At 59.9% G+C, this 13212-nt stretch carries 14 protein-coding genes; 2 read left to right on the top strand and 12 right to left on the bottom strand.

Annotation, left to right across the window (positions count from 1 at the left end; all coding sequences use genetic code 11):
• Window positions 1-15: 15 nt before the first annotated feature.
• The gene (locus L6439_RS05610) at window positions 16-1800 is read right to left on the bottom strand and encodes a UbiD family decarboxylase (protein ID WP_168179816.1); all 1785 of its coding nucleotides are present in this window, start codon (window positions 1798-1800) and stop codon (window positions 16-18) included.
• Between the two features lie 259 nt (window positions 1801-2059).
• Here L6439_RS05610 and L6439_RS29275 point away from each other — a divergent pair, with 259 nt between their 5' ends.
• A complete protein-coding gene (locus tag L6439_RS29275; protein ID WP_269155981.1) occupies window positions 2060-2194 on the top strand; it encodes a hypothetical protein in 135 nt (44 codons plus the stop codon).
• A gap of 110 nt (window positions 2195-2304) precedes the next feature.
• On the opposite strand, the gene L6439_RS05605 is transcribed toward L6439_RS29275, so the two are convergent.
• Together L6439_RS05605 and L6439_RS05600 are read right to left on the bottom strand one after the other, a co-directional pair.
• Window positions 2305-3255, bottom strand: a complete 951-nt coding sequence (locus L6439_RS05605; RefSeq protein ID WP_168179817.1) for a COX15/CtaA family protein — start codon at window positions 3253-3255, stop codon at window positions 2305-2307.
• A 221-nt stretch (window positions 3256-3476) separates the two neighbouring features.
• Window positions 3477-3815: a thioredoxin family protein gene (locus L6439_RS05600; RefSeq protein WP_168179818.1), complete on the bottom strand. Its 339-nt coding sequence runs from the start codon at window positions 3813-3815 to the stop codon at window positions 3477-3479.
• Between the two features lie 154 nt (window positions 3816-3969).
• Here L6439_RS05600 and L6439_RS05595 point away from each other — a divergent pair, with 154 nt between their 5' ends.
• Window positions 3970-5241: a DUF2515 family protein gene (locus L6439_RS05595; RefSeq protein WP_168179819.1), complete on the top strand. Its 1272-nt coding sequence runs from the start codon at window positions 3970-3972 to the stop codon at window positions 5239-5241.
• Window positions 5242-5349: 108 nt separating this feature from the next.
• On the opposite strand, the gene fabG is transcribed toward L6439_RS05595, so the two are convergent.
• From fabG to L6439_RS05550, 9 genes are all read right to left on the bottom strand, one after another.
• Window positions 5350-6093 (bottom strand): 3-oxoacyl-ACP reductase FabG, encoded by a 744-nt coding sequence (gene fabG, locus L6439_RS05590; RefSeq protein WP_213468815.1) that lies wholly within the window; start codon window positions 6091-6093, stop codon window positions 5350-5352.
• Window positions 6094-6217: 124 nt separating this feature from the next.
• Window positions 6218-7138 carry an intracellular short-chain-length polyhydroxyalkanoate depolymerase gene (phaZ, locus tag L6439_RS05585; protein WP_168179821.1) on the bottom strand — a complete coding sequence of 307 codons (921 nt, stop codon included), beginning with the start codon at window positions 7136-7138 and terminating at the stop codon, window positions 6218-6220.
• Complete coding sequence (locus L6439_RS05580) at window positions 7135-8181, bottom strand: 3-oxoacyl-ACP synthase (RefSeq protein ID WP_168179822.1); 1047 nt, start codon at window positions 8179-8181, stop codon at window positions 7135-7137. The genes phaZ and L6439_RS05580 overlap by 4 nt, the downstream gene beginning before the upstream one ends.
• Complete coding sequence (locus L6439_RS05575) at window positions 8171-8410, bottom strand: hypothetical protein (protein ID WP_237096755.1); 240 nt, start codon at window positions 8408-8410, stop codon at window positions 8171-8173. Before L6439_RS05575 ends, L6439_RS05580 begins: the two co-directional genes overlap by 11 nt.
• On the bottom strand, window positions 8407-9423 hold the full coding sequence (locus L6439_RS05570; RefSeq protein WP_213468814.1) for a branched-chain amino acid ABC transporter permease: 1017 nt from the start codon (window positions 9421-9423) through the stop codon (window positions 8407-8409). Before L6439_RS05570 ends, L6439_RS05575 begins: the two co-directional genes overlap by 4 nt.
• Window positions 9420-10289, bottom strand: a complete 870-nt coding sequence (locus L6439_RS05565) for a branched-chain amino acid ABC transporter permease (protein WP_168179824.1) — start codon at window positions 10287-10289, stop codon at window positions 9420-9422. Before L6439_RS05565 ends, L6439_RS05570 begins: the two co-directional genes overlap by 4 nt.
• A gap of 29 nt (window positions 10290-10318) precedes the next feature.
• Complete coding sequence (locus L6439_RS05560; protein ID WP_168179825.1) at window positions 10319-11023, bottom strand: ABC transporter ATP-binding protein; 705 nt, start codon at window positions 11021-11023, stop codon at window positions 10319-10321.
• Complete coding sequence (locus L6439_RS05555) at window positions 10995-11801, bottom strand: ABC transporter ATP-binding protein (RefSeq protein ID WP_213468813.1); 807 nt, start codon at window positions 11799-11801, stop codon at window positions 10995-10997. Before L6439_RS05555 ends, L6439_RS05560 begins: the two co-directional genes overlap by 29 nt.
• Before the next feature lie 15 nt (window positions 11802-11816).
• Entirely contained in the window at window positions 11817-13091 is a 1275-nt protein-coding gene (locus L6439_RS05550; protein WP_213468965.1) for a substrate-binding domain-containing protein, read from the bottom strand.
• Between the last annotated feature and the right edge of the window lie 121 nt (window positions 13092-13212).

Here is a 13212-nt window from a genome sequence, read left to right as displayed (position 1 = left end):
CGCGACCACCCCCGATTAGTATCCGTTCGGGAAATAGTCTTTCCAACGATCGTCAACCCGTTGCACGATATCTTCCCGCGGGAACAATTCGTCCGGGTAGCCCGGCTTCATGCGCGCATCGATAACAATCGGCAGTTGATACGCAATGTGGTGATTTCGGACTTCCATCCGCGCGTATATATCAGAAGCAGGGTTGAAGCGGGTGAACACCGTCCACAGGAAAGAGAGCTGCGTGCGGGCCACTTGCGCATCGTCCACCAGGAAGACGAGCGGCCAAGGCGTCTCCTGATCGGCCAACCGCTCCATCAGCCGTTGCGCCAGCTGCGGCTCGGCCTCATAGGACGCTCCGGACATCGTCAGGCAGCCGCGGCAGAACACGGCCACATCCGTTATTTCGTCGATCGGTCCCCCCTCGTACGTATGCGGGAGCTCGCGGACCGGCTCGCCGACACCCAGCAATATGCCCTTGCTGCCATGGTTCAGCTTGTGCCCGGTATAATCGAGCGTATCATGGGACGTATTGTTCAGCACATACAGATCCGACTCCGGTTGGAAGCGCTCCAATACGTTCTCCATCAGCTGCGCGAAATTGTCCAGATCGACATCCTGATCAGTGAGCATCAGGAATTTGGTGAGGCTGAGCTGGCCTTCTCCGAGAATCCGGAAGCCGCTCAGCATCGCCTCGCGCGAATAGCTCTCGCGGACGACGGCGGCGGCCAGCGAATGGACTCCCGTCTCCGGATAAGGATGCACCTTGCGCACGCTCGGCATGACCATCGGGAAGGCCGGTGACAGCAATTTGACCAGATACTCGCCCAAATAGTAGTCCTCCTGGCGAGGCTTGCCGACGACCGTCGCCGGGTAGATCGCGTCTTTGCGGTGATACATGTGCTTCACATTGACAAGCGGGAAGTCATGCGCCCAGGAATAATAACCGTAATGATCGCCGAACGGCCCTTCCAGCCGCCGCTCATGCGGCGGCACATAGCCCTGGATGACGAACTCGGCTTCCGCCGGAATGCGGTGCCCTTCGAAGCCGCTGTCCACGACAGGCAGGCGCTCGCCCATGACGAAGGAGGCCATGAGCAGCTCCGGCAGCTTCTCCGGAAGCGGCGCGATGGCGGCCGCAATCAATGCGGGCGGCCCGCCTACGTAGATCGATACCGGCAGCGCCTCGTTCCGCAGCTCGGCTTCGTGGTAATGGAAGCCGCCGCCCTTTTGGATCTGCCAGTGGATCCCGGTCGTCTTGTCATCATATATTTGAACCCGGTACATTCCCAGGTTATGATCGCTGCCCTTGCGCGCGGGATGCTCGGTGTACACGAGCGGAAGGGTAATGAACGGCCCTCCATCCAACTGCCAGCTCGTTAATGCCGGGAGGCCATTCAGCGGCATGTCGGTCCGCTTCACGTCCATAATCGGCGCCTGAGCGGACGATACATCCTTCATGCCTACCTTGAGCAGGCTCAGCAGCTCCTTGACGAGGCCTCGTTCTTCCCACAGCTTCTTCGGGGAGGGAGGCATGAGGCGATTCACGGCCTCAATGCATTTGTTGGCGAACTGCTCCGGTCTCGGCCCGAAGGCCATGTCCACCCGCCGGGTCGTCCCGAACAGGTTCGTGGCTACGGAGAACGGGCTTCCCTTCACATTCGTGAACAGCAGGGCGGGGCCGCCTTCCTCGATTACCCGCCGGTGAATTTCGGCGATCTCGAGATAGGGGTCGACTTCCGCTTCGATGACCGCCAACTCGTTCTCCCGCTTGAGCGTATGAATGAAACTGCGAATATTGGAAAATGACAACGCTAGCCCTCCTTAGATCGTTAGCTGGGTGAATCATTGCTGAAAAATCGTCTCGTTATAAGGATAATTTTGTAATAGACGCCACAGATACGTACTATTATGTAGTATATCTGTTTTTCATGAGAACCTAAAGCGCTGCAACCGGACAGCTTACGACAATGTAAGATAAACGTAAGCGGGTTGCATGGCACCGCCCCATCCGTATCGGTACAATAAAAGCATGGTAAGCAAGACCACACTTTACGGGAGGTAGATGTTCATGAGAAGCATGAATCGGGAGACAGAGCGCAGACGTTGGAATGTCCGTTGGCTGGCTGCGGCGAAAGCGGCCGCGTCCGTACTGCTGTTCGGCGCTCACGCCGAAGATGCCCGCCAATTGAGAGAAGGAGCGTAAACCGGCTTATGTTCACTGTAACCCCTCGCAATACAAGAAGAAGCAGTTCGCTTGTAGCACGTTGGCCCGCCATGGCGCCGCGCACCGTCAAGTGACTGCTTCTTTTCGCATTATACCCGTTCCCGAAGCTGCCATACGCGAATGCTCATATGGCACAGCACGCTGAACAGTCCGCAAATCAACACCGCATGCAGCATTCCCGCGAATAAATACCAATTCTCATCCGTGATCGCCAAGACGACGAGCGCCCCGCTTACAATCTGCCCCGCGCACAGCGCAATCGACCATATCCCGCACAGCTGGATCTCCCGATTGTTCTTATGATGATGGTAGGCGAAATGCGCCATCACCGCAACGACAACGAGCAGCAGCGCCGCGGCCACCCGGTGCATGAAAGCGATTGCGGTTCCTCCCGTCATCTCGGGAATCCACTCGCCATTGCAGAGCGGCCATCCCAGGCAGCCGCCGGATGACTCCGTATGCCGTACGAAGGCGCCCACGTATATCACGATATATGTATATAACCATGTGAACCAGACGCCGTAACGGAACGTATCGCTGATCCTCCCCGCATGCTGCACAATGCCCCGCTCATGCCTTCGCACCGCCAGACACAGCAGGAAGGATGAGGCGAACGCCAGCAGGGAGATTCCGAAATGCAGCGCCATGACGGGAGGGGACTGCGTAAATACGACGGCAAGCGCTCCCATAATCGCCTGAATCACTGTAAAAATGAGAGTCAAGAACGAATACATGACGGCGTCACGCTTATCTCGCATCTGCCGGAAAACAAATACAAATGATGCCAGGACAAGTATTCCCACAATTCCGGTCACGATGCGGTGCGAGTACTCAATCATCGATTCAATGGTATAGGCAGGCACGAATTTGCCGTTGCACAGCGGCCAATCGGTGCCGCAGCCCTGGCCCGAGCCGGTCTTCGTGACAAGGGCTCCGTTCAGCACGACGATGAACATGCCGATGCAGGTGGCGTAAGCCAGTAACTTCAATTTACGGTAGATGTTCGCATTCACTAGATTCACCTGACCCGTTAGTCTCATTTGAAATCAATCACGCTTTACCCTTTTGAACACGTATTATTAAAATAATTCTTACCTACAAAGCATGCCAATCGTCCCCATTATACAAGATTTCCTAATCGAATGGACGGCAAAATTGTGACAAATATTACACATCCCCATAAAACCGGGTCGATGCGCCTCCGGGCGCACGCATAAAAAATCCGCCCCATCCAAGGGCGGATTATGCGTTCTCGCGTGACTTACAACGCTTCAGCTACCGCAATGGCCCGATCTGCGAACTGTTCAATCTCCGGCCGCGTCTTGCGCAGCTTGTTGACGAAGCGAATCGTCTCCTTGCCGTTCTTGAAGGCGACGAAGCTAGGAATGCCCATGATATGATATTGCTGGGCCACATCGACCAACGCTTCCGCATCGACCTCGAAAAACACGGCCTTGCCCTCATATTGCGCCTCCACTTCCGGCATGAACGGATCAATAAAGTGGCAATCCGGGCACCAGGACGTTTTGAATACGGCGATCGTCGTCAACGGCTGGGCAATCAACTCATTAAAACGCTCCACTGTTTGTACTTTTTCCATCACGCTTCACTCCCAACTAGGTTGTTTTCAAGATAAACCAATTTGAAATGAAAAGTCAAACCGCAAATAGGTTCACAGGGGCGTCAATTTGGACATACTAGTAAAAAAATGAACGGAAAACAAAGGATTTCCGAGAAAGGAGAGCGCAACGAAGATGGAGTCCTCGTCCCCAACCCGCTGGCGGTACGCCTGGCGCTTGCTTCGGCATGCCGTCGACAGCGCCTGCGCCGCCATGCGCAACCTATGGACTAGCTTGCGCAGGCAGGCGAGAAGCATACGCTATCTGCGCGCGATGGAATGGAACCGGGCCGCGGCCAGACGTACCGAAGAGCGTCTATATCGGATCATCGCGGAGCAGAGCCGCCCGCATGCCGAAGAGGCCCGAGCTCATGAGCGCCAGAGCCTGACGTCCGAAGAATTGAAGCTTCTCGCTCATATTCGCCAGGCGGCAGCAGCCGGGAACCGGAACAATGTCGCCCGGGCCGCGGCCTATCTCCGGATCTACAATCAGCATCCGGAGCTCCACTGGGCGCTGCTGGCCCATACCGTCTCCCGCAACGGAGGCTGGAATATGACGGATCTGCAGGGGGAATGGCTGCCGCGTATCATGAGTCCGGCGCAGCGCCAGTGGTCGTTCCGCATGCTGGAGCGGAGCAATGCCCTGATTTTTCACGACGCCTTCCCGCAGCTGCTGTTATATGACGCCAGCCGGCGCGAAGGGCGCAGCCTGTTCCATCTGCTCCCGCACCTGGGCATATCGGCATTCATGGTTCCATTCTGGGACAGCTTCTGGGTCCAGCCGGACAGCCCGCTGCTGACGACGGCACTGATCATCAATGAACAGAACGTCATCGAAGGAAGCGTCGTCCAGAATGAACAGTTCCGCGAGCAGGTTATCGCGAAGTGGGATTTCCGCCTGCATGGCTGGATGCAGATGAATCAAGTCGTTATCCCGCTCGGAGTCCCGTCCGCGCAGGATCCGGCCGTCCCGCTCGTCGGACTGGCGCTGGAGAATTTCTCCGATCTGGACGAGCGGATTGCATTCGGACGCAAGCTGTACGCCCTGTTATTCCATGCGCCTGACATTCACGGCAGGGCGTTAACCTTCATGCGCGGCGTCCCGCACACCGGATCGCGCGCAGACTACTGGCCGCATGCCTTCACCACCCAGGCAGCGGCGCCGGATCATGCGAACCTGCCGGCGGCGCATCGGGCCTACAGTCCGCGCCTGGCCGATGCCTGGCCGGACGAGCCGCTGCCCCCGGTTGGGGCCGGCGATTGGTTCGCAGACGACCGGATGCTGAAGCATCTGCAGCCGATGCGCCCTCCTCTCCATGCGGATATGACGCTCTCGCATGATCGAATGTGGAAGGAGACGGCTTCGCTCGCCGGCTTTATTCATCCCGGCCGGCACCAGCATCCCTGAATTCCGCCGCCGTCCGCTTCAACTTAAAAAGGATCTTGCGCCGCCGCTTCGCGAGGCGGCCAAGATCCTTTACGAGTTCGAGCCGCGAGCCGCGGCTTCATTCGCCTGTCAAATCGAGAGCCCTCCGTTCACTTCAATGACGGCTCCGTTAATATAGTCCGCTGCGGCGGACGCTAGGAACAGATAGACCTGCGCGACATCTTCCGGCTGTCCGAGCCGGCGCAGGGGCACCTTGTTCCGCATGGCGTCGACTATGTTCTCCGGCATCTTCGCCACCATCTCCGTCGCGATAAAGCCGGGAGCGACCGCGTTTACGCAGATGCCTTTGTAGCCAAGCTCACGCGCCCATGTCTTCGTCATGCCGATGACGCCCGCTTTGGCGGCGGCATAGTTGGTCTGGCCGATATTCCCCTGCACGCCGACGATGGAGGCCGTGTTAATAATCTTGCCCCGTCCTTGAGCGGCCATATAAGGCGCGGCATGCCGGGTGCAGTGGAACACGCCGGTCAGATTTACATCGATGACATCGCGCCATTGCTCCGGCGACATTTTGAGCAGCATCGCGTCGCGGGTGATGCCGGCGTTGTTAATCAGCACCTCGATGGCGCCGAAGCGCTCCAGCGTCTTCGCCACAAGCTGCTCGACGCTGGCCGGATCCGCGACATTGCATGCCGCGAAGAGCGCGCGCTCCGCTGCGGACGGCCCCAGATCCTGGAGGAGACGCCTCCCCGCTTCTTCATTGAAATCGGCGATAACGACATTCGCCCCCGCATCCAGGAACAGCCGCACGGCCGCTTCGCCAATCCCGTTGGCTCCCCCGGTAATGATTGCCGTCTTGCCCTCAAGCTTCATGTTCCCCCTCCTGTCTGATTCCTTTCTTTTGCCTCCGGCGGCCCCTCAGGCGCTACCGTAAGGCGGTCCGCAGGTCGCCCTGGCCGCAGGTCCCGCCTCTCCTGCCTGCCCGGGAACCCCCGGCTCATGCTTCCGGCTGCACGGCGCTGTCTGCCGCCAGGAACGCCTCCACCGCTTGCAGGAGCTGCTCCGGATCATCGACCAGCGGAGAATGGCCGCAGTCCTTCAGCGGGACGAACCGGGCGATCGCTCCCAAGTCGGCCAGCGTCTCGGCGGCCATCGCTTCGCTGATGACCATGTCCCGATCTCCGCGCAGCACAAGCGCGGGAGCCGCAATCCGCCGTACCGCGCCGCTGCCGGCGGCCGCCTCATGGTCGAACACGCTGATGTTGAACGTATTGAGCGCATGATAGACGTCCATCAGGTTGCGCTGCGTCAGCATATCATCGAGATACGCTTCATAACGCCCTTCCTCCGGCCGGTTCTTGTCATAGATGACTGCTTCATACAGCCGCTTCAAAAATATGCGGTCGCCCCGTGCGATCGCCTCCGCGATCAAGCGATTGCGCTCCAGCCCCTCGATGCCCGCATAGTTCGCGATTCGTCTGCTCCGAACCGGCAGGCCGCTGCCGCCATCTTCATAGAATGGATATCCGCGGGTCGATACCGAAGCCAACAAGATCAGCTTCGTCACCGCCTCGGGACAATCCGCGGCCAGTTCCATCGCCACGCCTCCGCCCGTCGACCAGCCCATGACCGCGAACCGGTCCAGGCCAAGCTCCCGGGCGAACAGCTTCACGTCATCGGCAAAGTCGCGCAAAGCGCGGATCGGTTCATGATACGTCGAGATGCCGAAGCCCCGCAAATCGATGGCGTACAGCTTATAGCGGGGATCCAGCCGCTCCAACGCCACATCCCAATGGCAAGAAGAATTCATATTGCCGTGAATCAGCAGCAGGACCTCCTCTCCGCCCTCCCGTTCGCGGTAACCGAGTGTCTCCCCATTGGGAAGCCGAACCGATTTCAATACGGCCCTCGCCTTCATACGGATTCCCCCCATTTCAATGTGAGCGCCCCCCAGGCATAACCGATGCCCGCCGCGGCCAGCACCACGACGCTCCCCGGGCGAATCAGGCCTTGCTTCACGCCCAGCTCGATGCATATCATCGGATCGAATTGACCGATATGCCCGAATTCATCCAGATATACCGATCGCCGGGCCGGAATGCCAAGCGCCCGGAGCACCGCCTCATGGGCGGAGCGCTTCATGTGGAGCAGACCGAGACAATCGATTTCGTCTGGACGCCAGCCGCTGCCGCGGACGGAGCGTTCCACCACCTCGGCGAACCGTGCCATCGACACCGCGTCGAGCCGGCTTTTCATCCGGCCGGGATCAGGGACCCGGAACCGCGGCTCTCCTTGCGCGATCAGCTCGGCGGTCAACGGCTGCTTGGTCCCGCCCGCCTGAACAATGACATCCTCGGCGAACGATCCGTCCGTTATCACGGCCGTCTCCATCACTTCCGGGTACGCGGCCCCGGCGCCCCGGCGCAAAATCATCGCCCCGCCTCCGGCCCCGAGATTGGCCATGAAGCGGGTATCGGGATCGGACAGATCGATGAGATCCCCGTTGCGGTATCCCCCCGCCAGCAGCACGGTCGAAATGCGCGCATCTCCCTGCATCATCGCCTTCGCCGTCTTCACGGCCATCAACGCGGTGCAGCAGCGGGACGACAGATCAAAGCCCCAGGCGTTAACGGCGCCCAACTCGTCCTGCAGCTTCAGAGCGGCCGTCCATACCGGATATTCTTTATGCTCCTCGCCAATATAGATGACAAGATCGATCTCGACCGGATCGATCCCCGCCCGCGCCAGCGCTTGCCGTGCCGCCCGCACCCCCATCTCGCATGCGTGATCCTCCGGTCCGGGAACCGGTTTTTGCTTGATGCCAAGCTTCGTCTCGACGATCTCCTGCGGTATCCCGGACGCTCGCGCGATCTCCGCGCTCGTCATCCGCCCTTCCGGGATATAGATCCCCGTGGCCAGCAAGCGGATCGCGTTCTCCGCATCATATCCGTTACCGATCATATGGCATGTTCCCCCGTTTCATTCGCTGCTGCATGAACAGCACCGCCTCCTCCCAGGAAGCGACCGTCCGTTCTTCCTGGCCCTGCACATACGTGACCCGTATGCGCCAAGCGCCGCAGGAAGCTTCATCATACCGCGTCTGGCAGCGGAGGACGAAGGAGCCGACGGCCGTTCCGCCATCCGCCCGCTCCGGCTGGCGATCGCTATCCCTGCCGCCGTGCTCCATCATCCGGCTTCCTCCTTCCGCACAGACCGGGAAGCCGCCTTCCCCTCATCCCGTGTTCGGCCGCCTTCGCCCCTTCTTGACCAGTTGCGCAGCGTGCCAACGATTCCCGCCGGGAACAGCAGCACGACGATAATATACAGCAAGCCGAAAAAAATAATCCAGCGCTCGAATACCGGATGGAATTTGGCCAATTCCGATAATCCGTGATGCGCCCATTCAATGAGGGAAGCGCCGATGATGGCTCCGTACAAGGTCCCTACCCCGCCGATAATCGTCATGAGCAGCGCGCTCAGCGTCATATCCATCCCGAAGACGGTCGTATTGACGAAGCGCAATGTCAGCACATACAGCGACCCGCTCAGACTGGCCGCCATCCCGGCGACCACGGTGGCCATCACTTTGTAATGAATGATCGCGTAGCCCAGCGACTCGGCCCGCTGCTCATTTTCGCGAATGGCCAGCAGCACCCGGCCGGCCGGAGACTGCGTAAAGCGGCGCAGCAGCAGGAAGATGGCGGCCATCGCCGCGAGCGCGGTGAAGTACAGAACCGTCCGATCCTTCATCGCGGCCGGAATCGGAAAGGTGAAGCCGTCATTGCCGTTCGTCAGCGAGCGCCATTTCTCTGCCAGCACCAGCAGCAGCCCCGAGAAGGCGAGTGTCAGCATCGCGTAGAAGTGGCTTTTCAGCCGCAGCGAGAGCATCCCTACGATATAACTGAGCAGCGCGGACAGCAGCATGCCGGCCAGTACGGACAAAATAAGCGTTCCGGCGGAGGGGCCGAGCCGATCCAGCATAATCCCGCTCGCATAGGCCCCGATGCCGAAAAACATACAGTGGCCGAACGAGACGATTCCCGTATAGCCGAGCAAAATATCATAACTCATGGCAAAAATCGCGAAAATGCAGATCTGCGTCATGACGATGAGGAAGCTGCGCGAATCATTGACCGCGGGCAGCAAGGCCAGAGCGGCGACCATCGCCAGGAATCCGGCTGTTCCGATTCGGTTCGTTCTCATCCCGCTCCCCCCTTCGCCCCGAACAAGCCGGAAGGCTTGATGAGCAGCACGATGACCATCAGCAGCATATTGGCCGCCAGCGACAGCTCCGGCACGTAATAAGCCATGAAGGCGCCCGACAGGCCGACGAGCACCGCCGCCAGCGCGGAGCCCGGAATGCTTCCCATGCCGCCGATGACGACGACGATGAAGGCCAGGATGGCGAATTGCATGCCCATCTCGGCGAAGATGACGCCCGAATACGGCGCGAGGAGCGCTCCCCCAAGCGCCGCAAGACCGGCTCCCGCCATGAATACGAGCGTAAACACGCGCCGGATCGGAATGCCCAGCGCCTGCACCATCTCGGGATTCATCACCCCGGCTCGCACGATAAGGCCGATTTTCGTCCGCTTCAGCACGAACAGCAGCCCGGCAAAGACAAGCGCCCCGATGCCAATAATGAATAAGCGGTATTTAATGAAAATAATGCCGCCCATCTCCCAGCTCCCGTTCAGCAGCGGCGGAACGGCGGCCTTGAGCGGATTCGGGCCGAACCCGACCTTCAGGAGCTCGCTCAAGACGAGCATCGCGCCCAGCGTAATGAGTATCTGGCGGATCGGATGGCCGTACACGGGCCGGATGACGAGCCGCTCCATGGCCAGGCCGAGCAGCATGCCCATCAAGACGGCTCCGATGAGGGCGGCGGCGAACGAACCTGTCGCGGCGTACAGCCATACTCCGCCATACGCTCCCCAGGCGAACAATCCGCCATGCGCGAAGTTCAGCACGCCCATCAGCCCGAAGATCAGCGTAAGTCCGGATGCCAACAAGAAAATCAGCATTCCCGTCGCCAGCCCGTTCACAAGCAAATTGATAATGCCATTCAATATTCCTGTCCCCCCCGTTCGCGGGCCGGCTAGGCGATGCCCAAATATTTGCGCCTTGTCGCTTCGTCCCGCCGCAATTCCTCCATCGTGCCTGCGGCCGCGATGCGGCCTTCATCCATTAGGAAGTACCGGTCCCCGATGCGGCTCGCCATCATGAAGTTCTGTTCCACCAAGAGCACGGTCGTCTTCGCCTTCATCTGCTCGATGGCCTGCATCAGCTTCTCCACCATAATCGGAGCGAGTCCCTTGCTCGGTTCATCGATAAGCAAGAGCCGATTCTCATTCACATAGGCGCGGGAGATCGCCAGCATCTGCTTCTGCCCCCCGCTGAGCAGCCCGGATTTGCGGTCCCAGAAGGCGCGCAAATCCGGAAACAGCTCCAGCGCCCATTCGAGCCGCGCCTTCGTCTCGTCGTCATGGCGCCTCATCGCGATGCGCATCGTCTCCCCTACCGTCAGTTCGGGAAAAATCCCCTGATCCTCCGGAACATATCCGATGCCCTGACGCGCGATCCGATGCGTGGGCAGCGCTTCGATTCGCTCGCCCTGGAAGCGGATCTCGCCCCTGGATACCGGAGTCAGGCCCATGATCGATCGGAGGGCGGTCGTCTTGCCTGCGCCGTTCCTCCCCAGCAGCACCGTAATCTCGCCTGCCTTCGCCTCGAAGGTCACGCCCTGTAATATATGGAATTGCCCGATATGCGTCTCAATTCCTTGCACTTGCAGCAGCGTCATCATACAGCCCTCCCAAATAAGCCGCCTGCACCGTCTCGTTGCCCATAATCTCCTCCGGGCGTCCGTCTGCCAGGAGCCTGCCGCCGAACAGCACCGCGATCGTGTCGGACAGAGCGAGCACCATCTCCATCTTGTGCTCAATCAGCACGATCGTGCGCTTGCCTTCGTCCTTCATCCTGTGGATCACCTCCAGGATGGCGGGTACCTCTTCGATCGAGATTCCGGCCGTCGGCTCATCTAGCAGGAGCAATTCCGGCTGCAGCGCGAGCAGCATCGCCAGCTCCAGCTTGCGCTTCTCCCCATGCGCGAGATAGGAGGCCTGCGCCCCGGAACGGCTGCCGAGCAGCGCCATATCCAGCCAATGCTGCGCCTCCTCCTCGAAGCGCCGGAACGCTCTCTTCGATGCATGCCAATTCAGGCGGACGCCCTGCCGCGATTGAACGCTGAGCCGCACATTTTCGAGCACGGTCAGATTCGGAAATACATTCGTCATCTGGAAGGAGCGCCCCATTCCCAGGCGCGTGCGCCGGAACGGAGGCAGTCCCGTGATGTCCTGGCCGTTGAAGCGGATCGTCCCGGCCGTCGGGCGCAGCTGTCCGCTGAGCAGATTGAAGAGCGTCGTCTTGCCCGCGCCGTTCGGCCCGATAATGGACTTGAAGCGATAGCGCTCTATGTTCAGACTCACATCGCGGACCGCCGCATGGCCTCCGAAAGCGATCGTCAGCCCGTCCGTTGCCAATACAATATCGCCGGCGCGAGCGGATCCCGTCCCGTTCATGCTTCCACCTCCCGTTTACCGTTTGTTGCGTACCGGCGGAGCCGTCTCCTCCGGCGACAGCTCGCGAATCAGCACCGGCTCCGGATAATCGAGCCCGTCCCGCTTTTTCAATGTAACCGCATACAAGGTCTGCAAGGCCTGGTGATCTTCGGCCCGGAACGTCATCTTGCCCTTGGGGGACTCGAAGCTCATCCCTTCCATCGCCGCAATCAATTTCTCCGTGTCCGCCTCGCCCCCGGTTTTCTTCAGCGCTTCGACAATCGCGATCGCGGCCGACATTCCTCCCGGCGTGAACAGATCCGGCAGATCGCCATGGAACCGCTTCTGATGCTCTTCCACCAGCCATTGATTGACCTCATTGTCCGGCAGCGTGTAATAGTACACCGAGAATCCTTCCATTCCCTCCAGCTCGTGCATCGTCTTGAGCGCGGCGATATCCGGCGCGCCGGTCGATATTTTAATGCCCTGCTCCCGTACCTTCATATCCTGGAGCTGCTTCCAGGGCGTGTTCGCCCCGGCCCAGACAATGAACAAATAATCCGGCTTGGCGCTCACGATCTTCTGAATGTTCGCCGTGAAATCGGTCGCCGCGGCATCCGCATACTGCTCCTCCACAATCACCGCCCCCAGCTTCTCCGCCGCTTCGACGAATGCGGCGATGCCGTCCCGGCCGAACGCGCCATCGGGAGCGAACGTGGCGATCTTGACGCCCGGCTTCGCTATCGCCGCCGCGCCGGCCGCCACATCCTGCGAAGAATTGCGCGCCGTGCGGAACACATGCCGGTTCCAGAGCTCCCCGGTAATGCTGTCGGCAACCGCCGGCTCGACGACCATCACCTTCTCATACTCTTCCGCCAACGGAACCACGGCAAGCGTATCGCCCGAGCTGGAGGAGCCGACGAGAAAATCGACTTTATCGGTCTCGAGCAGCTTGGTCGCTTTCTTGACGGCCACATCGGGCTTCGTCTCCGTATCTTCGATGATGAACTCGATGCTGCGGCCGGCCACGGTTCTCGTTCCCCCGGTCGCGTAGTCAATGCCGAGCTCGAATCCGCGCGCGCTCTGCTTGCCGTATGATTCGAGAGCGCCCGTCATCGAGGCGAGCACGCCGATTCGAATCGGCGGCTGCCCGGATCCTTCCGCGCCTTCGGCCTGCCCTTGCTTCCCCTTGTCTTCCCCGGAAGCGCCGCCGTTCGCCGTCTGGCCGGAGGCGCCGCCATTGCCGGTTCCCGTGCCTCCGCTGCCGCAAGCGGAGGCGGCGAGCAGGATGAATGCAAGCAGACCGAGCATGAATATGCGCGGCCTGCGCCGAAATTGAGCATGATGATTGAACACGACAAAACCCCCTTACGATTCAAATTCCCGTTCATCATAAGAGGGTCAGGTTGCAAATCAGTTGCACTTCAATCCG

It is taken from the genome of Paenibacillus dendritiformis (assembly GCF_021654795.1).
GTDB lineage: Bacteria > Bacillota > Bacilli > Paenibacillales > Paenibacillaceae > Paenibacillus_B.
Note: the sequence above shows the minus strand (reverse complement) of the source record. Positions and strands in the feature narration are given on the sequence as shown.